This is a genomic window from Taibaiella helva, assembly GCF_003545695.1.
In the GTDB taxonomy this organism is placed as follows: domain Bacteria; phylum Bacteroidota; class Bacteroidia; order Chitinophagales; family Chitinophagaceae; genus Taibaiella; species Taibaiella helva.
In genome coordinates this window covers 26,435-49,476 of record NZ_QUZZ01000006.1, presented here as the reverse complement: position 1 = coordinate 49,476, position 23,042 = coordinate 26,435, and the positions used below count along the sequence as shown (strand labels likewise).

Here is a 23,042-nt window from a genome sequence, read left to right as displayed (position 1 = left end):
AAAACAAGATCATGGCAAAAGCGGCAAAGAATACAGCAGACCCTTTACTCTGGAACGGCCCCTCCCTGCTGGTCCCTGTGGATGTAGAGGCACTGGTGGTGTCGAAGCTCTCGCTGAATTATCCCTGGGCCTACAACAGGATGAAATACAACAATGCCGGAAAATTTGAGAATGTACGGCCTTCAATGTTCCAGGATGCCGACCGGCCGGGTGTGGGCATTACGCTACACTGGGCGCTTCCCGACGGCATTACTCATGGCCGTCAGGAAGGCGAGCAGATCCGGTATCCTTATGCGCCCAACCGCTGGCTCATTATCCGTTACTATGAAGGGAAATCGAAATCCTGGATACTGCAGAGCGATTATCTCGATCCGAAAGACGGCGCCAATCTCTTTCTTAAGCCGGATGCCGCAACGCCGACAGTGACCCGTATCGGTAAGGTGTGGCCGGCTGCGCAATGGCCCGGAGAAGCAGGGGTAAGCCAGCAGCAGTTCCTGATGGCGCTGGGCCCGGGCAATCCGGCATTTGCTGCCTATACCGCCAATATCAATAATGTATTTTCTTTCTACGATGATATGAGCGATATCGTGGACAAGGCAGTCCCGGTGACCTATACCGTAATGGGTTGGTACGGGAATGCAGCAGACGATCCGCTCAATAACTTTACTACGCTGGATGAATGGCTGGCCCTGATGGACAGCCTGCTCTGGACCGTAGGCGACAACAACGACCTGCAAAAGGCCGTGAACGATTGGCTGGCCTGGGCTAAAGCCAACAACATTACGGTGAATCCCGACCAGGCCCGCGACCTCTACCCTTCACGCACGCTGTGCCAGGGCATGGTCTACAAAGTGAACTGGCTGGGACAGAACGGTGTTCCGCAAAGCGGCGTACCGCAATACGATCCTTCCATGCCCGCTGAAAAGCAGCCCCGCATTGCCGTGGCCAATACGGCTATTGATGCGCTGGCCGCATTGGTAGCTTTCGAGCTGGACATTGAAGGGCAGAATGGGGAAGCCGCTGCAGAGCTGCTGGAAGCTTTCAACTATAACCTGCTGACCAAATACCAGGAGCAGGGCGGACAGTACCAGCTGTACCGCGAAATTTTCAAGGCCTGGTTCGGCAATCATGATGCCGAATATTATTACTATATCGATGATAAGGACAAGCCCGAAGATCCTTTCATCAAGCCGGAGCGCCTCGCCGACCTCGTATCGCTGAACCGGAAGGCGGCTGAACGTGACCTTAACCTGCACCTGATGCAATCGGCCCAATCGGACCTGTATGGCAACTGGTGGAAGACCGGTAAATCGGGGACTTACTGGGGTAAGCCGCCGGCGGGCATTTCGGCCGCGGAATGGAAAGTGATCCAGGACAACCTGAAGAATGCGATCCCGGGCAATAAGCAGCTGGTATCGGATCTCCAGGACGCTAATCGGAAGCTCGATACGGAAATCGCCGCCCTGATCGAAAAGGTGAAAGAAGGTCTGCCTTCTACAGAGGAGCTCAAGGAGAACATGGGCAACCGCTATCACCAGGCTAACGATCCGGTAGTCCTGATCTATGGCGCGCACAGGGCTTACCGCCACGGAGAAGACGGCCGCTTTGATGATGATGATCACCTGTTTACCCGTTTTACGGGACAAACGATCACCGGTTTGCAGGTAATGTTGCCCAACCAGCCAGTACAGCCGGTGATGAGCGATAATGTTACGCTTCCGCCCGTCAGCCTGCCCGCATACGGCCTGGTACCCAAAGAGACAAACAGCATCTGTATCGACAATTACTTTTTCGATACCTCGAATGCTCCTGCTATAGCGCAGGCGGCCTGCAACCTATTGAAGATACCCTACGATGCTGCCTATGCCAATAATGTAGCGGCACAGCAGACTGCTGCATGGAATGCAGATATCTACAATATAGACCGGCAGCTGGTGACCGATGCCTCAGGCTTCATCGGTACCATTCCTTCAAAGGTGGCGGTACAGCTATGGGCTGCTCCCTGGGCGCCGCTCTATATGGCCTGGGAGATCAACTGGTTCCCTTCTTACGACGAGCCTTCGAAGGCATTGGAGAAGTGGCAGTTTGATGCGGAAGCCCTGGAATATGTATGGGACGAGCGCTACAACGTAACCGGCAACAGCGTTACGATCAGCGGCAGCAGCCTCATTACGCCCAACAGCGCTTTCGTAATGCAAGCCCAGCTGGAGAAGTATTTTGAAGATACCGGTAAGTTTCCCGATCTGCGGGAGTTCCTTAATACCGTCAGCCAATGGGACTTCCTGACCCAGAGCATGAGCGGCCTGAATGAATTGCTGCTGGCCTTGAACCCGGATCAGCTGAACCAGGCGCCTGCCGATGTGAACAGCCTGGTGGGCGATATGACGCAGCTATCGCCTGTGCCAGACATGAGCGTGAAAAATTATCCTGTGCGCGCCGGGCATTTCCAGCTGAACAAATTATGGGTCGTGGATGACTTCGGGCAGGTGTTCGATCCCATTTCGGCGGTAGGACAGCAGCCGGCAGGTTACAAGCCGGTGGTCGGTACAGGTATGGTGACGCCCAATAATCCCAATCTCGTACAACTGCCACCCAGGGTTACGCAGAACGCCCGTTTCGAATTTAACTTCCTTTCCGGAGATGGTAAAACCAACGACAGTGGTCAGATCAACCAAATGACCGATCCCATATGCGGCTGGTTGCTGCCCAATCACCTCGATAAGGGCCTCTCGCTCTACACGCCGGACGGACATCTGCTGGGCGAGCTGATCCTTACCGGAACATTCAGCCGGATGCAGCTGCGCTGGGACAACGCGCCTGGTAAGAATGTCCCTGTGGGCGCACCGCTGGAAGAAGTGATTCCCAATCCTTACCTGCGCAGCTTTGTAGCGAACCTGCTGGCAAGAGAAGATAGCGCTGCAGCTTTCGGCAGCCTGTTATCCATCATTGACGAAACCCTGTGGACTGTAGAGCCCCTGGGAGGGCGCAACAATGAGCTCATTTCCGTCTTTATCGGCAGACCGCTGGCCCTGGTGCGCTCGGCGATGAACTATAACCTGATGGGCGCGCCGGTGTACAGCCAGAACTGGAAAGATTCGACACTGAAGGTTACCGGGGGCTATGAAGATATCGCCTTTCCGGTACAGACCGGTTGCCTGCAGGATCCTCAGGATGGTACCATCGGCTATTTCCTGGAAGACTTCCTCACCTTTAACAGTATCCTGGCCGACAAGATCGATAAGACTTCGGGCTACATTACCAATGAACCGGTGGCGCTCAGCTTTAAAGAGCCTGCCAAGGAAGTATTCCTGCTGGTCGATCCCCGTGGTGATGTCAATGTGATTCCCGGTATCCTCCCCGTGCAGCTCAATGTATTGCCCGGCACGTTGGTAGAGAATGCCATGAGCAATATGAACGTGACCTTCCGTACCGGTCCGCTGATCACCGATCCCGACCAGCTGTCCATGCCCCTGCCTTCGGAAATGAGCGGTAAATGGTCCTGGATACAGCATACCGGCGTAACTACCTGGGAAGAGCTGACTACCATTGCGCAGGCCAATGAGAAAGCGCGTATCGGCGTCGGCTATGAGCTGAAGGATGGCTGGCTGAAATTATCCAATGCCCTCAACGATTCAAAATAATTCAAACGATGAGCGACACCAAACTCAATTATACCGTGCTGCCGGGCAGTGTGTACTACACACGCGATGCGCTGAATCCTTCCCGCGTGCTGCTGACCATCGGGGCCAGCAATACTACCGAAGAGGCGATCGCCATTCTCGGTTTCCAGATCAAGCTGCCCGTTAGCAATAAAGTCGATGATAAAAATGCGTTGACAGCAAACCCTTCTTCCATCGTTCCCATATCGCTGCAACCGCTGACCTGGGACTTTCAGCAGGTGGATGACGGGCTGTACCGGGCCACGCCAATAGATGCTGATACGACCATAGGACCCGGGGAGAGCCTTACGTTCCAGCTGCAGAACATTATCGTGAACGAGGCGGATGGTACGGTTTTCCTGCCCATCACCGAGAACAGCGGTGATGGCTCTTTCCCGGTAGACAACAAGCAGGTGGTCAAGATCAAAAGTAAGCTGGATGTCAGCAGCTTCAATGCCAGTCCGGCTTATGTAGCCTCCGGCGCAGCCAGCGTCTTATCCTGGACCACGGAAGCGGCGGCTAGGGTAACCCTTATTCCCGGCGACTTTACCGATATCAAGCCGAACGACCAGGTCACCGTCAATCCGGGCCTGAGCACGGTGTACACACTTACGGCTTACGGAGAGGGCCCCAATGTTTCGAAGCAGATCACAGTATCGGTCAATTCGCCCGAGATCAAAAGCTTTGATGTTTCTTCGGGCAAAGTGGATGCCGGCAGCAAAGTGAAGCTGACATGGCAGGTGAATTACGCCGATAAGATCACCATATCTCCCGGCGATCATAAAGACCTGCCGGCACAGGGCGAGCTGGAGGTGCAGGTATGGAACGAGACTACGTTTATTCTTACTGCGGCCAACAAAGGCAATGAGTATGCCAACAAAACGGCGCCGGTAAGCATTAATCCGGTCGTGATCAATTCCTTTACCGCTACTCCGGGCTACGGCGCCCGCCTCGGCGAACCGATCGCTTTGTCCTGGGATGTACGCTCGGCAGTGACCGCTACCGTACAATACGGTACAATCAACGGCATCGATCAAAGCCAGCTGAGCAATGGTGCCCTGAGCATTATTCCCAACTCCGGCGTGGCTTACACATTGATGGCGCAAAACAGCCTGGGCATGGCCATGCGCAGCGTAGAGCTGCTGCCAATGCCCCTGGGCTGGAACCAGTTTACTTCCAGTGCACCTTTCGGCTTTCCTGAACTGCCGGTAGTACTCAACTTCAATACGGCGATATGGGTGATGGCCAGCAATTATATGAACAGTGTGTACCGTTCTTTCGATGGCTACAACTGGATCCCCGTAACCAATAGTATACCCTGGCAGACACGCAGCTATGCTGCCGGCATTGTATTCAAGGATAAAATGTGGCTCATGGGCGGCCAAGGTACCGATGCCAGCTACCTGAACGATGTGTGGAGCAGCAGCGACGGCAAAACCTGGACGCAGGAAACAGGGCAGGCGCAGTGGTCTGCCCGCAGAAGCTTCGGCTGCTTTGTGCTAAATGAAAAAATGTATATCGTTGGCGGTATCAACAGCAGCAATCAATGCCTGGCCGACGTGTGGAGCAGCGCCGATGGCAAAACCTGGACCCAGGTAACCGGCCAGGCCTTCCAGAACGGAAGATGCGCTTTCGCTGTGGTTACCTATAACAGCAAGGCCTGGATTCTGGGCGGCCTCATCAACGGCAACGAAACGACGGGCAAGCCGGTCAACGAAGTATGGTCCTCATCCGATGGCGCCAGCTGGATCAACCAAAGCAATATACGCTGGGCGCCCCGTTATTACCCGGTGGCCGGTACGCTTAGTAACGGTATCTATATGGGTAGCGGCCTGGGCGCGGATAGGAAAGGCTTATATGATATGAACCGCATGGGCTCCGACAGCAAATGGACCACTCAGCGGGGCTTTCAGTGGAAGGATATCCTGAATACCGCGGGCGTGGAATACCAGGATGCACTCTGGTTCCTGGGCGGCGCTCTGCTGAATAGTGTCGCTGCCAACCAGAATGTATGGGCCTATACACCTTCCATTTAAGAACTTATCTACAGTAATACTATAGCAATTATTTCATCAATTAAAATTCACCATTATGGCAACTTACAATGGCATCTTTTTACGGTCCACGCTTGGCCAGATCAACACCATTCCCAAACCGGGTGCGCTGAGCTCCTCACCCGATCTTATTCCTTATGGCCTGTCTCCGGTGTCCAACCCACAAGTCTTTTTCAGGGATAACTATAACAGCGACCCGGGCAAGGCGCTCGACGCAGGAGCACCGAATTATATTTACCTGAGAGGCAAGAATTTTTCGGACAAAAAGATCGAAGACAATACCGATGGCAACCGTCCCCGCCTGTTCTGGTCCAAAGCTTCCCTGCTTACTTATCCCGCTAACTGGAACGAGATCACAACTACACCTACGCACAACCCCGTATCCATGGTTGCCGATCCGGGTGGTATTGGCGTGGCCTCGGAGCCCTTTATCTGGAAGCCCGATAACATTAGCAATGATCACTACTGTATGATCGCAAAGGTGCCTTCTCCTGGATACGATAATGAAATTCCCAATACTTTGCAGATTTCTGATTTTGCCGGCTGGGTGGCCAAGAACGGTGGTATTGCCTGGCGCAATGTGATCGTCAACAATGCGACCACAGTAAAGCTTACCGGCGTTCAGCAGTTTTATGAGCAGGGTACTGAAGGGGGTAAGATCCAATTCACGATTATTTGTACCAACGTGCCTAAAGGAACTAAAGTGTCCTTTTCGGCTGGCGCGCCGGGGCCCAATCCACCTATCTACCTGGAACCTACCCAGGTTTCCACCTTCCCGAGCTTTACTACCGGCGTAGTGTGTGATGTGCCCGCAGGATATGTCAGCGATATTTATTTCAACCTGGAAGCGCCTCCGGGCGTTACCGATCTCAGCGAGGCTGTCATCGATATCCAGACCGCTTATCCCACCAATCCCGGCACCGAGCTGTTTCAGTATGCACATGCTCCCTCTGAGTTTGGTATTCCCACTGTTGATGAGGCCTACGCCCGTATCAAAAGAGAGCTGGAACGTTCGGGGGATTCTTCCAGGCTGCTGTCCCATCATGATCAATACCTGGAACAGCTGATCGCACTTGGAGGGCCTAAACGCCTGATCGTAGTTGGTGCAATGAATTATATCTGGAAACACTAATCTTTAAATTTTTCGTTCAAAAACAATAAAACTATGAGCACTGAAAATATAGATATCCTGATCCGGGCTTCGCTTACTGATGATGGTACTTTGCCCCGTACCGGCGACGTTTCTGCTTCGCCGGATGTGATCTCCAACGGTACGACAATGGTGAAAAATCCCTTGAAGTATTTTATGGACAGCTATGAAAAGGATGTAAACCAGAACCTCAAAGCAGAGCAGCTGAACTACATCTATGTAAGGGGAAAAAGCATGGTCTCCGGGCTTCAGCAAGGCGATATTTATGTGTATTATGCCAAGGATACGGAGTTGAACAATCCGGCACTATGGGAAAAGAATGCACTGCAAACGAGAGATGGTAAACCATTCGTCAGCGTGAGCGCACAGAGCAGGGGCACTGTAGTGGTAACGGAGCTTCCTTTTGTATGGACGCCACCCAATCCGCTGGATGGCGCTACCTACAGCCTGATCGGTGTTATCGTGCCAGAAGGGACACAACCCGATTTTAGCGGGATCACAGACTTTGAACGATATGTAGCCGACAACAATACGATCGGATGGAGAAAAGTGGTCATTGACAAGCCCACACCGCCGCCGACACCTACACTACGCTGGAAGACCACCTTTGCCTATAACCAGGGCGATACCGCAAGGCAGATGAGCTTCTCCATGAAGTGCAATAATATTCCATCGGGCACTACCGTATCTTTTGATTCGGACAATGCTACCGGCCCCAATCCGCCGATCAAGCTCGACAAAACTACAGTTACTGATGGCAACGGATCTTACGGTATTGTAACGCAGGTTCCGGCCGGTTATAAGGGTAATATCTCTTTCTGCTTTTATACCAAGGATACGCCGCCTGCCAACAGCAGCATCGTATTTACCGCTTCTTATCTTGAAGGCAGCGGTAGCGGGCCGAAAAAGCAGATCACCGTGGCGTCGGTAACCACAACTAACTAATGTTCGGGGCGGCTGTCTATGGCCACAGCCGCCCTCTTCCTTTATACGATAAATCAAAAACAACAATGGAAAACGAAAGAATCATCAAAAGCGAAAGGTGCATCCTCGGAGAGGGTGAAAACAAGATAACCAGGGCTATGCTCTACGAACAAGGGCCGGTGGGCTCCGAAATTCTTTTTATGCTGAAATGCCACAATATCCCCGTGGGCTCCGAAGTATCCTTTGAATGCCCTGAGCTGGGTCCCCAGCCGCCGATCGTAGTCCAGCCGACGCCGGTTACCGGTCCTGATTTCTCTGTCGGCATGCATAGCTATGTCCCGGCCAATTTCGCCGGTACGATCTATTACTCCGTAGTGCCGAAAGGTACGCTGCCGCCGGATGCCTGGATGCAGATGATGGCCATGTTTCCCGCAGAGATGGGCGCATAGCCGGACCGGATCCGCATTTCATTCACTATGATAATGCCGCGACATTATCTAAATACCATTATTGATGGGACCTGAAGGATTAACTGTGCTGAACTCGATCATGATGCGGGGCAACGGCACCAACAAGCTCAATGGCATTATGCTGTATGAGCAAGGCCCGGAGGCCGGCGAGATCCGGTTTGTCATACAATACCAGAACCTGCCGAAGGGCGCAACGGTGGCCCCGGAATGTGGCATTCCAGGACCTCAGCCGCCTATCGTGCTTACACCTACGATTGTCAGTACCTTCCCTGCATTTACAACAGGCCTTGTGTCTTCCATTCCTGCTCGCTACGCCGGTACGATCTATTTTACCGCGGTGGCAGGACAAGGTATTTTTTTGATGCATCGATGACCATTACTGTGCAGGCGGCGCAAGCAATGCATTTCGGCTAATCTTAACGGGAAGGGCCGGTCAATAGCGTCCGGCCCTTTCTTTCCTTTCTAAAAACAAAGATCATGACGTTAACCTACGATCAATATGCTACTTATCTCATCAACTGGTGCGGTATAAGGGGCAACGACTTCAAGTTGTATTTTCCGTTGAAAGGCGGCTGGGAAGCCTGGGTTCAGGCCGATTATGCCGCTTATGTGCTGGCGCAGAACAATACGTACGATATCCTGCGCGAGGTAGGCATTTATACCAATAATTACAAGCGTGTCGATTGGCTCTTCAATAATGACGACGTAAATGTCAAGGAAAAAATCGCGATAGAGCTCAAATGCCAGTCCTTTGAAAACCGGGATGCCTTTATCGCGGGCGTGCAGGCAGACATCGCCAAGCTGGCCCAGGACGAGCTTAAGGCGCAGTTTCGTAATTGCCAGACCGGCGTAATGGGTATTTACTTTGAAGAGGTAGCCCGCACCTGGATGCTGGCTAACCAATTTGTCGAAGTATTCCAGAACGGCGAGATCGGCTGTGCTATACGTAAGCTCAATTAGGCTTTTCCGCTTTTAAGATTGCGCTATCCAGCGCATAACGGCCGCTGCCATTGACCAGTGTGGCTATGGAAAGCCCGATGATCAGCAAATGGTACTCGAAGCCTTCACCTTTCTGATGGCCAAACCAGTTCATGAAAAAGCCGTAGTCTTTATGCGCGACCAGGATAATCCCGGTGAACAAACCGATAAAGGCCGCAGCCCAGATGCGGGATGCCAGGCCGGTAATAAGGGAAAGCGAGCCGAAAAATTCGATAAAGATCACCAGCACGGCGACAAGCGATGGCAACTGTGCCACGCCGGTAAGATGATGCATTTCTCCAGCAAAGCCCGGTCCGCCGAACCAACCCAGCATTTTTTGTGCGCCGTGCGGGAAGAGGACCAGGCCGGTGGTCAGCCGTATAATCAGTCCGGTCCAGTCATGGTTGGTACGAAAAAGTAAATATTTCATTTCCTGTTTATTTATGCTGCAAAGCAACAACAGGTCCGGCGCATGGAAATTAAAGTAGTTGAAGATTTATTTCCCGCTCAGCTTGCGGCGCAGCATGCTCAGGAATACCGGCGTAATGCCCAGGTAGGCGGCGATGTGCTTCTGGGCGATCCTTTGTTCCAGGCCGGGATATTTCCGTACAAACTCCAGGTAGCGCTCTCCTGCCGTAAAGGACAGGCTCTGGTTGATCCTTTGCTGGTGCGCCACAAAGGCATTCTGGAGGATCAGCCGGAAATAGCGCTCAAATTTCGGCACCTTTTCATATAGCTTTTCCAGGTTGGGTTTGGAGAGCTGCAGCAGCGAGGTGTCTTCCAGCGCATCGATAAAGCAGCTAGCCGGCATTTGCGTGAGGAAGCTGTACAGATCGCTTATCCACCAACCTTCTATCCCGAACATCAGCACATGGTCCTGGCCGTTATCGTCTACGGTATAAGTCCTGAGGCAACCCTTTACGATAAAGCTTTCATGCCTCGATACATTGCCCTGCAGCAGCAAATGATCTTTGCGCCGGATCGTTGCCGGATGCAGGAGGGAGTTGAAGAATGTTTGCTCTGCTTCGTCCAGGCGAATATGCTGCGCCACATGCTGTAAAATAAGATCGGTGTCCATCGCTGCGAAGATAATCAAGCTACCGGTTTGAGCGCGATCAGCTGTGTTTCTTTCTCCTTGCCCCGCAGCTTGATAGAGCCCAGCACCTGCGATACATAATCGCTGAGCGTACCCAAAGCCGCCAGCAGCTCGGCCGACGCGATCACTTCCTCATTGAATTGCTTGCACATGCTCTGTATCCTTGCAGTGGTGTTCAGCACATCGCCCGAGTAGGTAATGTCCCTTTTGATAATGCCTACTTCACCGGCAACAACCTCGCCGCAATGAATGCCCGCTTTGAAGGCCGGGACAAACCCGTACAGCTGCAGGTATTTCCGGCTCAGATTTTGTATATGCTCCTTAATATCGAAAAAGCAGCGTATGCACTGGCTGTTCTCTTCCGCTGCACCGTAGCGCCAGGCGATTACTACTTCATCGCCGACATACTGGTAGATCTCTCCCTTATTGTTGAGGATGGGATTGGTAATATCGCTGAAGAAATCCTTGAGGAAGGCGTGGTACCGCCGGTCGCCCAGCTGTTCTGCTATAGTAGTTGAAGCATTGATGTCGAGGAACATGAAAATACGACGCTCCTGTCTGGGAGTATTGTATTTGCCGCGGATGAGGTCCCAGAAGATACCGTAACCGAACTTGCTGTTGACCTGCAGCATCATTTGCGTAATCGCGACCACGGCGGCCCATACCACGCCGTTCTTGATCAGCCGGTGCAGATCGCCCATGCCCAGAGTGGCAAGGATAATGCTGATGAGCAGGATGATGAGCAGGAAGCAGATGGTAACTGAAGCTACGGTATAGCCATAGGAGCGGTCCCTGAATTTTACATTAACATAGAAGACGAGCAGGCTGCCGCCGATAAGCGCACCAAAGAGGCCGATGCCCACGTTCAGGGCGATCGAGGCGCCAAGGGTATAGCCGGGTGCGGTGCCCAGGGCATTGCGGGTATGCAGAACCTGGTGGTCGTACAGCGCAACCAGCATCCCGATTAGGATCCAGGAGATTATGATCGCTGCTAGTTGCCGGAATTGGAGCCGGGCTCTTCTGCTTAAGATAGGCATGGTCTATGGTCAGGAGAATACAAGCCTCCCTATCCCAAATGTAATTAATGCCGTTGTGCCATCATAGCAATCTGGCTTATACTTCTGCTAAATCTTTAATGCCTTGTGGAAAAGCCTTGTTCAGCGCCGGCTGTGGCCAGCTGCAGCACTTTCTGCGGGTTTTGTTCGGCGTGGCTGTAGATCAGCTGCATCATATAGGCATTGCCGGTATAGGGCGTCAGCAGCGGCTTGATGTCTTCGGGTGTTTGCAGATCAGAATATTTGTCAATATAGCCCATGCCATAAAAGCTGCCTTGCTCGACCCAGATACAGCTTTGCTCTTCTTCGTTACGTCCGGCGCCCATCACCAGGAAGCTGGGCAGGTGGCGGTTCAGGTGCTCCAGGGCTTCGCGCACCAGGTGATTATAAATGTCTGCAGGTCCGCAGGCGAGGCAGGTTTCACCATGGCAACGGCCATCGCAGGCATCGAGCTGGCATAGGGCAGGGCACAAGCCGAAATGGCGCACCAGCTTATGCAGCAGGTTACGGGCATCGTATTCCCGGCTGAATACATGCAGGCCGGGCTGGTATTTATTATGCCTGCCCACAACGAGCCTCAGGTAGCCGTTCAGGTCCTCATACAGGTACAGGCCGAATTTGGCTTCATGGTGTTTTTGCGCCCGGTTAAATGCCGGCCAGAGTCTTTTGATCTCTACCGCCTCCAGCAAGAGCGCAAACAGCTCGGTGCCGCAGCGCTCGTAACGGATAGAATAGATATTGCGCAAAAAATGCTGCCGCTGCGGATTGGGATTATGCCCTGTAAAATGGGAAGATACCCGTTTGCGGATATTCGTGGCCTTCCCTACATAGATCACCTTACCCGTCCTATCCCGGAAGTAATAGACGCCGGGGCATTGGGGCAGGGCTTCAAAGTCTTCCTTCGGCAGGTTAGGTGGTAAGGTTTGCTCTTTGGATTGTTTTTTTAGCATCGCCTGCAGATGCCCTTCCGTATCCCAGGCGCAAAGCCTGGAGAAGAGGATAGCGGTAGCATCGGCATCGCCTCCGGCCCTGTGCCGGTTGGATAAAGGAATATCAAGTGTATCGCAGAGCCTGCCCAGGCTATAGGAAGGCAAGCCTGGTCTTACTTTGCGGCTGAGCCGGACGGTGCATAGCTTGCTGGCGCTGAAAGTAAAGCCTGCCGCCTCGAGCTGGTGCCGGATAAAAGAGTAATCGAAATTGACACTATGGGCGACAAAAATGCGGCCATTAAGCAGCTCGTAGACTTTGCCGGCGATCTCGTCAAAAGCCGGGCTATGTGCCAGCATGGCATCATCGATACCCGTCAGCAGCTGTATGGACAGCGGAACAGGGCGTTGCGGGTTGACCAGCGTTTCGTAGCGGTCGCAAACTTTTTTGCCGTCATGGATCAGTATAGCGATCTCTGTTATGCTGCTGCCTGCCGCGTAACCTCCCGTCGTTTCAATGTCTACAATCGCAAATTCCATCTTTATTAAGGCAAAAACCCTTTTCAACCCTCTGGATTCCGTTTTTGCGCTTTATTGCAAAAATAAAGTAAATAAAGTACTGTATTTTTAGATCCTTCCGGCTGGCATTGTTAACGCCCCGTGAAGCAACATTTTACCCTTTGGGTTGTAATGTAAAATGTAGAACTTAAGCGCTAAAGACGCCTTCATGCAGCATACACCAGTACTCATTGTCGGAGGGGGCCTTGCGGGGCTCACGGCGGCCATTCACCTGTCGCGGCAGCAGATACCGGTGGTTTTGGTGGAAAAAGAAGCTTATCCGCATCATAAAGTATGCGGGGAGTATATATCCAACGAGGTGCTCCCTTACCTGCGCTGGCTGGAAGCCGATCCCGCCCCGCTGGGGCCAATATCCCTGACCCACCTGGAATTCAGCCTGGTGTCGGGTAAAAGGCTGTACGCCGCATTGCCCCTGGGTGGATTCGGTCTCAGCCGTTACGCCTTCGATCACTTCCTGTATCATAAAGCTTTGCAAAATGGTGTTGCCGTGATTCGGGACGAGGTAACGGGAATAGGTTTTAACGGGCAGCATTTTGAGATCGCGACCCGGTCGGGCGAAGGCTTTACGGCCGATGTGACGATCGGGGCCTTCGGCAAACGATCGGGGTTGGACAAAAAGCTGGGTCGCAGCTTTGTGCAGAAGAGATCGCCATGGCTGGCGGTAAAAGGACATTACCAGGGAGCACATCCTGATCATGTGGTGGGCCTGCATCATTTTGACGGCGGCTATTGCGGGGTGTCGAAGGTGGAAGGGGGACGGCTCAATATCTGCTACCTGGTACAATACGATTCTTTCAAATGTTATCGCAATATTGAAGAGCACCAGGAGCAGGTGCTCTTCCGGAATCCCGTGCTGAAGGCAGTGCTGCAGCAGGCGACGCCGCTGTTCGACCGCCCGCTGACCATAAGCCAGGTCTCTTTTGATCCCAAGCTTGCTGTGGAGCAGGGCATCCTCATGGCCGGTGACAGCGCCGGTCTCATTCATCCGCTTTGCGGCAATGGCATGGCGATGGCGATCCATGCCGGTAAGATCGCTGCCGAAGCTTCGCTGGCCTTCCTGAGACAGGCGCTGAGCCGGGAGGCTATGGAAGAAAGCTACAGCAGGCAATGGCAGCAATGGTTCCGGCACCGGCTAACAACAGGGCGGCGCATCGCGTCCTTATTGCAGCACCGGCATTTATCCGGGATGTTGGTACAGGCTTTCGGCCTGTTTCCCGGTATGCTCCCGGTGCTCATCCGGAAAACGCACGGTGACCCTATTCAAATACCTGTATATGCCGGTGGATACGAAATATAGAAGCGAGACTACGGAACTGATGGACGACTTCGGCATGCAGGGCGCAGAGCTTACCGATGCCCTGGAAAAGATCGCCTGGATCAATCGCGTATTGGGCGGCAACAAGCTGTCTGTAACCGCCGTAAAGAAGATCGCGCAAGCCCATAAGGAGCGCAGGCTGCATGTGCTTGACCTTGGCTGCGGCAATGGCGACATGCTGAGGGCAATAGCGGACAGGGCTAAAGAGGAAAACCTTGACTTCCGGATGACCGGCATCGACGCCAATCCTTTTACCGTGCTGCATGCGGTGAACCGCTCGGAAGGATATACCCACCTGGAATACCTGTGCCGGGATATGCTGGAGATGGATTTCAGGGAGGTATCCTGCGACATCGTTCTGCTGACGCTGACGCTGCATCATTTTACCGATGAGCAGATCGTAACCCTCCTGACACAACTGTTACAGCATACGCGCCTGGCTATTGTGATCAATGACCTGCACCGCAGCCGGCTGGCCTATGGCCTGTTTGTCTTGCTGAGCAAGGTTTTCCGCCTGGGCAGGGTCAACAGTATCGACGGACGGCTCAGCATCCTGCGGGGATTTAAACGGTTGGAGCTGGAGCAGCTCGCCCGGAAACTAAAACTTAACAAGAATCAATATTCCATCCGCTGGAAATGGGCTTTCCGTTACCAGTGGATCATTACAACTTATGAGCGTAACGATCAAGACAGTAAGCAAGGCCCTGCCGGCCTATTCGCGGACAACAGCTGAGATCCTGCCTTTTGTGGATCTGTGGCTGGCCGGCGAAGAAGAACGTTTTATCCGGAAGGTGAAGAAGATATTCGACAATGCCGGTGTGGACAGGCGGTATTCCGTTATGTCGCCGCAGGAGGTGTTTACCCAGACTTCGTTTGAAGACAAGAACCGGATCTATGTCCGGGAAGCCGTAAAGCTGGGAAAGGCCTGCCTGGAGCAGGCTTTACAGCAAGCCGGATGGTCGCCGGACCAATTGGATTATATCATCACGGTAAGCTGTACCGGTATCATGATCCCTTCGCTGGATGCCTACCTGATCAACCTGTTGCAATTGCGCCAGGATATCGTACGGCTGCCGGTTACCGAAATGGGTTGCGCCGCCGGGGTGTCCGGCATGTTGTATGCCCATCAGTTTCTCAAAGCCAATCCCGGTAAGCGTGCCGCAGTAGTGGCTGTAGAATCGCCTACCTGCACCTTTCAGCTGGAAGACCATTCGATGACCAATGTCGTGAGCGCGGCGATTTTTGGTGATGGCGCGGCCTGTGTGTTGCTGTCGTCCGATGAAGCAGACCAGGGGCCGGAGCTGATCGACGGTGCTATGTACCATTTCTATGATGCGGAAAGAATGATGGGATTCGACCTGACCAACGACGGGTTGAAAATGGTACTGGATATAGAAGTGCCGGAGACAATCGCAGCGCATTTTGAGCAGATCGTTTACCCTTTCCTGGAAAAGAACGGCCTGGCTATTGAGCAGCTGGACCACCTGATCTTTCATCCCGGCGGTAAAAAGATCATGGAGACTGTAGACGAGCTATTCGGCGCTGCCGGTAAGCAGATTGATGTTACGCGGAAAGTGATGCGCGAGTATGGCAATATGTCCAGCGCTACCGTGCTGTACGTGCTGGAACATTTTATGAATAAGCCGCAGGCGCCGGGCACTACAGGATTGATGCTGAGCTTCGGTCCTGGTTTCTCTGCACAAAGAATATTGCTACGATGGTAAAAGAATTTGAAGCCGGTGGATATATGGCCCTTATCCTGGGCGGCAGCAGCGGCCTCGGATGGGCAGCGGCTGAAAAGCTGGCCGCGCATGGGATGGGGTTGTGTATCCTGCACCGCAATACCCGCAGCGAGATGCACGCCGTAACGCAGTCCTTCGAACGGATCAAAGCTTGTGGTGTGCCTTTTGTGGCCTTCAATGCTGATGTGATCAGTCCGGAGAAGAGGGATGAAATAGTAGCTGCCTTGCAGGCATATAAGGGTCGATTTCGTTGTATCCTGCACAGCATTGCCAGGGGCAGCCTTAAGGCGATGGATGCTACGGCACAGCCGCCTTTAAGTACGGAGGATTTTAAGTTGACTCTCGACTATATGACCTACAGCCTTTACGATTGGGTGGTGGCTTTCCGCGATGCCGGATTGCTGGCTGCCGATGCTCGGGTGCTGGCCTTTACCAGCGAAGGCAGCCATAAGGCCTGGAGACATTATGCCGCAGTTGCAGCCGCGAAAGCCGCGCTGGAAGCCCTGGTACGCAATATGGCGCTGGAGCTGGCGCCCTACGGTGTACGGACCAATTGCATCCAGGCGGGGATCACGCCAACGGCATCTATGAAACGAATCCCGGGTAGCGAATTGCTGGAAGCAGCCGCGCCCGGGCGTAATCCTTTTGGCCGTATGACAAGGCCTGAGGATGTAGCCAATGTCGTGTACCTGCTGTGTAAAGATGAGGCAGCCTGGATTAATGGCAGCATTATACCGGTCGACGGCGGAGAGCATATCTGCTGAGATCATTTATTAAAAACCTATCTTTCCATGACTGCTGACCGTATTATAGCCCGTTTACCGTATCGTGCTCCCTTCCTCTTCGTGGACCGGATCGATGCCGTAGATGAACAGCATATAGAGGGCAGCTTTTACCTTGACCCGGAGCTGGATTTTTATAAAGGCCATTTTCCGAAGCAGGCAGTAACACCTGGTGTGATCCTTACGGAGATCATGGCCCAGATCGGGCTTGTTTGTCTGGGTATATACCTGACCGGCGACGACCCTTCGGCAACTGGCTTTCCTTTTGCCCTTACGGCGACGAACATCGAATTCTACCGCCCGGTTTACCCCGGAGAACGGGTAAAAGTCAATAGTGTAAAAACATACTTCAGATTTGGTAAGCTTAAGTGCACCGTGCAGCTCTACAACGGCGAAGGCATACTGGCTTGTGAAGGGACCTTGTCGGGCATGCACATCAATAAAGCCTTATGGAAAGAAGAGTAGTGATCACCGGCATGGGTGTGGTAGCGCCGACGGCCTGCAGCCTGGAAGGCTTTGAACAGGCGCTCAGGGCCGGCCGTTCGGGTATCCGTTACCAGCCCGAGCTGGAAGCCTTGCAGTTCTCCTGCTGTATCGCAGGCAAGCCCGGGCTGGATGAAGGATTGATCGCCCGGTATTTTGACCCCCTGGAGCTGCGTGGCTTCAACAGCAGCGGCATCACTTATGGCATGATCGCAGGAATGCAGGCCTGGGAAGATGCAGGCCTGCCTGTAAATCTGGATGGTCCGGATTGGGACAGCGGAACGATCTTCGGGATCGGCAGCACCAGCGTGGAGAAATTCAGGGAGGCGATCTATAAGATAGACGAAGGCCAGGTGCGTCGCCTGGGCAGCAATTCGGTTCCGCAGGTAATGGCCAGCGGTATCAGCGCTTACCTGGGCGGCAAGCTGGGCCTGGGCAACCAGGTATCCACCAATGCGTCAGCCTGCACAACGGGGACGGAAAGCCTGCTGCTTTGTTACGAGCGGATCAAAAGCGGCCGGGCCGAACGCATGTTGTCGGGCAGCACCAGCGACAGCGGCCCTTATATCTGGGCTGGATTCGACGCTATGAAAGTTTGCACCTACCGGCACAATGATCAGCCGGAGCGGGGCTCAAGGCCGATGAGCGCAACAGCGAGCGGTTTTGTGCCTGGTAGCGGTGCGGGGGCGTTGGTGCTGGAATCGATGGAATCGGCACAGCGCCGGGGAGCGAGAATCTATGCTGAGGTCTGCGGCGGCAACATCAATTCCGGCGGGCAACGAGGGGAGGGCAGCATGACCGCCCCCAATCCGGAAGCGGTGCAGCGCTGCATCACACAGGCGCTGGCAGATGCCGCAATCTCTCCCGGCGTTGTAGATGCTATCAACGGGCACCTGACGGCAACCACAAAGGATGCGCTGGAGATACAGAACTGGTGCATCGCCCTGGGTCGGAAAGGCAGCGACTTTCCTTATATCGGTGCCTTAAAGTCGCATATCGGGCATTGTCTCAGCGCATCAGGCAGCATTGAATGTGTTGCGGCCGTGCTGCAGCTGCAAAAGGGCTTCCTGTTTCCCAATCTCAATTGCGAAGACCTGCACCCCGGTATCACAGAATGGATCGATGCCTCGCGTGTGCCGCAGCAGCTAATGGAAAAAGAGCTGAACATATTGGCTAAGGCCAGCTTCGGCTTCGGCGATGTAAACGCCTGTGTGCTGCTGCGCCGCTATGCTGCATAAAAAAATCTTTCGGATATAAGGACAGGCGAAGAAAGAGCGTACGCCCGTCAACGAATACCGGTGTTTGACTGTAATATAAAACAATACACCTTTTACTAAACGAAACCTTATGGAACAGCAAGCTTATATTGAAAAGCTGAAGCCGATACTGGCGCCCTATGCCAAAGACCAGGAGGCCTTGCAGCACCTTACCCGGGAAACCTCTTTTATTCGCGACCTGAAGATCAATTCGGCCAACCTGGTCGATGTGGTGCTGGACGTGGAAGAGGCATTTGATGTCGAGATCGACAACGAATCGATGGAGCAAATGCTCACGGTCGGCGCTGCTATAGATATTGTTGAAGCTAAGCTATCGTCGCGATGATCGGCAATGATATCGTTGACCTGGCCTGTGCTGCAGAAGAAAGCGACTGGCAGCGGAAAGGTTGGCTGCAAAAGCTCTTTACTGCTGCGGAAGAGCAACTGATCTTTGCTGCACAGCAGCCCCGGCTTATGGTCTGGCTGCTGTGGAGTATGAAGGAGGCGGCTTATAAGATATGGAACCGGGAATCGGGGCTGAGCCGGCTGATGCCGCTGCGGTTCATTTGTACCGATGTGCGGCTGGAAGATAATGCTGCTTATGGTACGGTGGTGTTTGAAGACCAGGTTTATCCGACACAAAGCCGGATTACTGTGGATTTTGTCCATACGCTTGCCCTGGAGCAAAACAATTTCGGGGGCATGGCTGTATATATAAACGATACAGCGGAAACGATGGCAGTGCCGGGATATGCTTTGTTCAGGGATGCAAAGGGATTACCTTTTTTACAGGACAAGCTTACCGGTGGAATCCGGGTCGTTTCTTTAAGCCACCATGGCCGCTTCAAGGCTATGGTCTTTCCGGAATAAAAGGTTTCCCCATGCAGCAGCAGTTCGCCCGTCGCCAGGAACAGGGTTTTGATTGGATCGATATTACCGGCCCTTCCAGAGAAGAGCTGGAACAATTAGCCCGGCAGTACCATCTTCATCCTGCCCTGGTAAAAGATTGCCTGCAGCCTGATCATTTGCCTAAATACGAAAGGATGGAAGATTATGCTTTCATCATCTTCCGCATCCGTATCGACAACGATCGCCCGGAGGCCGACACGGTGCAGGAGCTGACCGATAAGATCGCGATCTTCCATTCGCCGGAGTTCATCGTTACCCTGCATCAGCAGGAACACGGCCTGTTACAGGGCTTGCAGGAGCTAACAGGTACAGAGCGCTGCAATACCACAGCCGAGCTGCTGAACAGGATGATCTATGCCTGCCTGGGCACCTATGAAGCCTCCCTTGCCAAGCTTTCCCGCCTGGTAGATTATTACGAGGAGGTCGTCTTTCTCCGGCCTAAAAAAGTACCCTTGCTTAAGGGGCTGTATTACCTGAAGCGTAAGATCGACCTGTTCAAACGCACGCTGATCCTTTCTTCCGAGATCATCGATGTCATCGACAATCAGGACGGCAATGTGATGACCCGGGATACCCGGGACGAATATGAAAAGCTGGTGCACATGTTTGAAGTGCTGTCCGAGAATATTCACCAATTGCTGAATGTGTATTTCTCTGCCTCTTCGCAAAAAACGAATGACATCATCCGCGTGCTGACCATCTTCTCCGTTTTTTTCATGCCGCTTACCTTCATCGTCGGTATTTATGGCATGAACTTCAAGTATATGCCCGAGCTGAGCTGGATGGCCGGTTACCCCTTTGCCATGGCGCTGATGGCAGTAGTAACGTTGATCATCTACGCCTGGTTCCGGCGGAAAAAGTGGTTGTAGGTACTAGACGTTAGATATTGGAATTTGGAATTTAAAAATTGGCGTCTGGAATTTTGATTTTTGTTTTGCATAAAAATTGTAATATCGCATTCGTATTTTCATAAAATATGAATGAACTGTTGCTGCAATACCTGTGGAAAAATGCCTTATTCAATCCGGCCGATCTCCGGACGAACGAGCGGGAACCAGTGGTAGTGGTGCATCCCGGTATCTGGAATACGAATTCCGGGCCGGACTTTGCGGAGGCGCGTATTAAGATCGGGTCAGAGGTATGGGTTGGTAGTGTAGAGCTGCACCTGCGTACTTCCGACTGGCACCGGCACCGTCATGGTACTGATCCCAGCTATCAGAACATTATCCTGCATGTGGTGTACGAAGACGATGAACCCCTGGCCGGGACCACCTTTCCCACGCTTGAGCTGAAACCACACCTGGACCCTTCCATTCTTGACCGCTATTACAAGCTGATGAACCTGGGGCAGACCATTCCCTGTGCTGCGCAGCTGAAAGATATACCCGATATCCTCTGGATTACGTGGATGGACCGGCTGCTTGCCGAACGCTGGGAAAACCGGCTCGACGAATGGGAGCTGCTGTGGATACAGGCGGGAAAGGACTGGAGGACGCTGCTGTATTACCGGCTGGCCGCAAATTTCGGCTTCCACGTCAACCGGGTGGCCTTTCTTGATCTGGCTTTATCGCTGCCTTTATCCATTTTGAGCCGTCACAGGAACAACCTGCTGCAAACGGAAGCGCTGCTTTTCGGGCAGGCAGGAATGCTCGATGGCAAGACTTCCGACGCCTATATGCTGGAACTGGAAAAGGAATATCATTTTCTCCGGAGGAAGTACCAGCTGGTCCCGGTAAACGCGCATCGCTGGAAATTCATGCGGCTGCGGCCGCCTAATTTTCCCACACTGCGTATCGCCCAGTTTGCGATGCTGGTGCACAAGAGCCTGGACCTTTTTGCCCGTATGATGGAGGTTAAAGACGCGGCCTCCGTTCTGCCCCTGCTGGATGTACAGGCCAGCAGCTACTGGGATGACCATTATCGTTTTGGCGAGAAGACAAAAGAATCCCAGGTCAAGCACCTCGGGCAAGAGGCAGCAGTGAACATCATCATTAATACGGTGGCGCCCATGCAATATCTATACTCCCGCCTGCAGGGCAGGGCCTCATTGCATGAAGAAAGCCTGAACCTGCTTCAATCGCTGAGGCCGGAACGGAATGCCATCATCAGGGAGTGGAAATCGCTGGGCGTAGCCGTAGACAATGCGGCTCATTCCCAGGCGTTGATCCAGCTGTTCAATCATTATTGCACGCCGAAGAGCTGCCTGAATTGCAGCATCGGTAACCGGCTCATCCGTAAGGGTGGGGCTACCAGTGAAAAGTAACTGTCTTTTTCAGGTCGGGATGAAGGCTGAGGTATACCGGGCAGGTGAGCGCTACATGCTCCAGTATGGCTTTTTCCTTATCGCTGAAGCTTTCCTGGCCCTTCATGTACAGGTGAACAACGATCTCGCCGATCTTCCGGGGTTGCGGCACCATGATCTTTTCAATCGTACACTCAGAATCCTCGATGCGGATATGATGGGTACGGGCAGCGATGCCCATGATCGACATCATGCAGCTGCCCAGGGCGGTAGCGACAAGATCGGTAGGAGAGAACCGCTCGCCCATACCATGATTATCCTTGGGGGCATCCGTCTCGATCACCGTGCCGGATTGCAGATGAGTAGCGGTGGTCCTGAGCTCGCCGTTGTAAATTATTTTTGAGGTCATTAGCTTAAATTTCAGTAAATTTACCTTGCTAATTTCTGACTAATGAGAATAAGGGCCAAATATATTTTGATAGGCTTAGCTATACTGTTGCCGGCTATTTCGCATGCGCAGCAGCCGAAGATAAAGTACCGCGACCGGCTGGGCGATTCGACAAAGCTCGTAAACACTGCCGTGAAGCCGCCGAAAGTAAAAGGCCCTAAGCCATTGAGAGGCGAATTGAGCGGAGGTATCCGCCTGAGCACCGATGGGTACGGTATTTTTGTTGACAAGGGCTGGTTCAAAGGTGGTGAGGATTTTGGTCAGAGCAACCGCGATCGCTTTTATCATGTACGCCTGTTGCAGTTTGAGCTGCTGGAAAGAAAACATCCTAAAGAGATTCGTTCCAATGGTGCGCTGCCGGGGCTGTCCTTTCAGCCCAGCTCTTATATCCTGGGTAAGATCAATAGCTTTTATGCCTTCAAGATCGGTTATGGCCGCCGCCAGCTGATCGCCGGCAAACCGGACCCGGGCACCATATCCATTCATTGGACTTACCTGGGCGGTCTTTCCGCCGGTTTGCTTAAACCTTACTACCTCAACCTGCGTAGCTCAGGCGATACCAAATACGCCGACAGCCTTATGCGACAATTCATCTCTCCCGAGAACATTGCGGGGAAATCCAGCTTCAGCAAGGGGCTTAACGAGATCAAAGTGGTTCCGGGTGTTTATGTCAAGACCGGCCTGCACTTCGATTTTGCCACCGGGCGTAAGTCGGTTATGGCCCTGGAAACCGGTATCAATCTTGAATATTACACCAGCAAGATCCACCAGATGGTAGGGCAGGATCCCAACGCGCTTTTCTTCGCCTTCTATGCCTCCCTGCAATTCGGCAAACGCTGGTAGCGCTTTATAAAGAATCTCTATTCCCTCCTGTGGTAACCGGAATAGTACAGATCAAGGCCATGTCGGGAATTGGTTGTAATATTGCGGAACTATTTGTCTTAACCATCCATAGCCGGAGTAGCCGCCACGCG

The 23,042-nt window shown here is 53.0% G+C and carries 23 protein-coding genes; 18 read left to right on the top strand and 5 right to left on the bottom strand.

Annotated elements, in window-relative coordinates; translation table 11 throughout:
- Window positions 1–11: 11 nt before the first annotated feature.
- The 7 genes from DZC79_RS10580 (at window position 12) to DZC79_RS10550 (ending at window position 9,217) form a co-directional block, all read left to right on the top strand.
- Window positions 12–3,641 carry a hypothetical protein gene (locus DZC79_RS10580; protein WP_118951558.1) on the top strand — a complete coding sequence of 1,210 codons (3,630 nt, stop codon included), beginning with the start codon at window positions 12–14 and terminating at the stop codon, window positions 3,639–3,641.
- 8 nt (window positions 3,642–3,649) lie between these two features.
- The gene (locus tag DZC79_RS10575) at window positions 3,650–5,695 is read left to right on the top strand and encodes a Kelch repeat-containing protein (protein WP_118951557.1); all 2,046 of its coding nucleotides are present in this window, start codon (window positions 3,650–3,652) and stop codon (window positions 5,693–5,695) included.
- Window positions 5,696–5,750: 55 nt separating this feature from the next.
- Window positions 5,751–6,845, top strand: coding sequence for a hypothetical protein (locus DZC79_RS10570; RefSeq protein ID WP_118951556.1), 1,095 nt, complete (start codon window positions 5,751–5,753; stop codon window positions 6,843–6,845).
- Window positions 6,846–6,878: 33 nt separating this feature from the next.
- A complete protein-coding gene (locus DZC79_RS10565; protein WP_118951555.1) occupies window positions 6,879–7,808 on the top strand; it encodes a hypothetical protein in 930 nt (309 codons plus the stop codon).
- A 65-nt stretch (window positions 7,809–7,873) separates the two neighbouring features.
- A complete protein-coding gene (locus DZC79_RS10560) occupies window positions 7,874–8,236 on the top strand; it encodes a hypothetical protein (protein ID WP_118951554.1) in 363 nt (120 codons plus the stop codon).
- A gap of 64 nt (window positions 8,237–8,300) precedes the next feature.
- The gene (locus tag DZC79_RS10555) at window positions 8,301–8,630 is read left to right on the top strand and encodes a hypothetical protein (protein WP_118951553.1); all 330 of its coding nucleotides are present in this window, start codon (window positions 8,301–8,303) and stop codon (window positions 8,628–8,630) included.
- A 104-nt stretch (window positions 8,631–8,734) separates the two neighbouring features.
- Entirely contained in the window at window positions 8,735–9,217 is a 483-nt protein-coding gene (locus DZC79_RS10550; protein ID WP_118951552.1) for a hypothetical protein, read from the top strand.
- Here the strand turns inward: DZC79_RS10550 and DZC79_RS10545 are convergent.
- The 4 genes from DZC79_RS10545 to DZC79_RS10530 all read right to left on the bottom strand — a co-directional run bounded on the left by DZC79_RS10545 (window position 9,210) and on the right by DZC79_RS10530 (window position 12,852).
- Entirely contained in the window at window positions 9,210–9,665 is a 456-nt protein-coding gene (locus tag DZC79_RS10545) for a DoxX family protein (RefSeq protein ID WP_118951551.1), read from the bottom strand. The two genes, DZC79_RS10550 and DZC79_RS10545, sit on opposite strands and share 8 nt — an antisense overlap.
- 66 nt (window positions 9,666–9,731) lie before the next feature.
- Window positions 9,732–10,331, bottom strand: coding sequence for a Crp/Fnr family transcriptional regulator (locus DZC79_RS10540; protein ID WP_232831813.1), 600 nt, complete (start codon window positions 10,329–10,331; stop codon window positions 9,732–9,734).
- Complete coding sequence (locus DZC79_RS10535; RefSeq protein WP_198666851.1) at window positions 10,328–11,290, bottom strand: adenylate/guanylate cyclase domain-containing protein; 963 nt, start codon at window positions 11,288–11,290, stop codon at window positions 10,328–10,330. Before DZC79_RS10535 ends, DZC79_RS10540 begins: the two co-directional genes overlap by 4 nt.
- Window positions 11,291–11,463: 173 nt before the next feature.
- Complete coding sequence (locus DZC79_RS10530) at window positions 11,464–12,852, bottom strand: exonuclease domain-containing protein (RefSeq protein WP_118951548.1); 1,389 nt, start codon at window positions 12,850–12,852, stop codon at window positions 11,464–11,466.
- 187 nt (window positions 12,853–13,039) lie between these two features.
- Here DZC79_RS10530 and DZC79_RS10525 point away from each other — a divergent pair, with 187 nt between their 5' ends.
- The 10 genes from DZC79_RS10525 to DZC79_RS10480 all read left to right on the top strand — a co-directional run bounded on the left by DZC79_RS10525 (window position 13,040) and on the right by DZC79_RS10480 (window position 21,641).
- Window positions 13,040–14,188 carry an NAD(P)/FAD-dependent oxidoreductase gene (locus tag DZC79_RS10525; protein WP_118951547.1) on the top strand — a complete coding sequence of 383 codons (1,149 nt, stop codon included), beginning with the start codon at window positions 13,040–13,042 and terminating at the stop codon, window positions 14,186–14,188.
- On the top strand, window positions 14,172–14,939 hold the full coding sequence (locus DZC79_RS10520; RefSeq protein WP_198666850.1) for a methyltransferase domain-containing protein: 768 nt from the start codon (window positions 14,172–14,174) through the stop codon (window positions 14,937–14,939). The genes DZC79_RS10525 and DZC79_RS10520 overlap by 17 nt, the downstream gene beginning before the upstream one ends.
- Window positions 14,878–15,930, top strand: a complete 1,053-nt coding sequence (locus DZC79_RS10515; protein ID WP_118951545.1) for a type III polyketide synthase — start codon at window positions 14,878–14,880, stop codon at window positions 15,928–15,930. Before DZC79_RS10520 ends, DZC79_RS10515 begins: the two co-directional genes overlap by 62 nt.
- Window positions 15,924–16,712 (top strand): SDR family oxidoreductase, encoded by a 789-nt coding sequence (locus DZC79_RS10510; protein ID WP_118951544.1) that lies wholly within the window; start codon window positions 15,924–15,926, stop codon window positions 16,710–16,712. Before DZC79_RS10515 ends, DZC79_RS10510 begins: the two co-directional genes overlap by 7 nt.
- A 27-nt stretch (window positions 16,713–16,739) precedes the next feature.
- Window positions 16,740–17,195, top strand: coding sequence for a 3-hydroxyacyl-ACP dehydratase FabZ family protein (locus tag DZC79_RS10505; protein WP_118951543.1), 456 nt, complete (start codon window positions 16,740–16,742; stop codon window positions 17,193–17,195).
- Window positions 17,180–18,451 carry a beta-ketoacyl-[acyl-carrier-protein] synthase family protein gene (locus DZC79_RS10500; protein WP_118951542.1) on the top strand — a complete coding sequence of 424 codons (1,272 nt, stop codon included), beginning with the start codon at window positions 17,180–17,182 and terminating at the stop codon, window positions 18,449–18,451. Before DZC79_RS10505 ends, DZC79_RS10500 begins: the two co-directional genes overlap by 16 nt.
- 109 nt (window positions 18,452–18,560) lie before the next feature.
- Entirely contained in the window at window positions 18,561–18,815 is a 255-nt protein-coding gene (locus DZC79_RS10495) for an acyl carrier protein (RefSeq protein ID WP_118951541.1), read from the top strand.
- Window positions 18,812–19,339, top strand: coding sequence for a 4'-phosphopantetheinyl transferase family protein (locus DZC79_RS10490; protein WP_118951540.1), 528 nt, complete (start codon window positions 18,812–18,814; stop codon window positions 19,337–19,339). The genes DZC79_RS10495 and DZC79_RS10490 overlap by 4 nt, the downstream gene beginning before the upstream one ends.
- Before the next feature lie 11 nt (window positions 19,340–19,350).
- Window positions 19,351–20,247: a magnesium transporter CorA family protein gene (locus tag DZC79_RS10485; RefSeq protein ID WP_118951539.1), complete on the top strand. Its 897-nt coding sequence runs from the start codon at window positions 19,351–19,353 to the stop codon at window positions 20,245–20,247.
- Between the two features lie 107 nt (window positions 20,248–20,354).
- Complete coding sequence (locus tag DZC79_RS10480) at window positions 20,355–21,641, top strand: DUF2851 family protein (protein WP_118951538.1); 1,287 nt, start codon at window positions 20,355–20,357, stop codon at window positions 21,639–21,641.
- Here the strand turns inward: DZC79_RS10480 and DZC79_RS10475 are convergent.
- A complete protein-coding gene (locus tag DZC79_RS10475; protein WP_118951537.1) occupies window positions 21,625–22,029 on the bottom strand; it encodes an OsmC family protein in 405 nt (134 codons plus the stop codon). The genes DZC79_RS10480 and DZC79_RS10475 overlap by 17 nt on opposite strands.
- 66 nt (window positions 22,030–22,095) lie before the next feature.
- On the opposite strand from DZC79_RS10475, the gene DZC79_RS10470 reads away from it, so the two are divergent.
- Window positions 22,096–22,911, top strand: coding sequence for a hypothetical protein (locus DZC79_RS10470; protein WP_157977063.1), 816 nt, complete (start codon window positions 22,096–22,098; stop codon window positions 22,909–22,911).
- Window positions 22,912–23,042 lie beyond the last annotated feature (131 nt).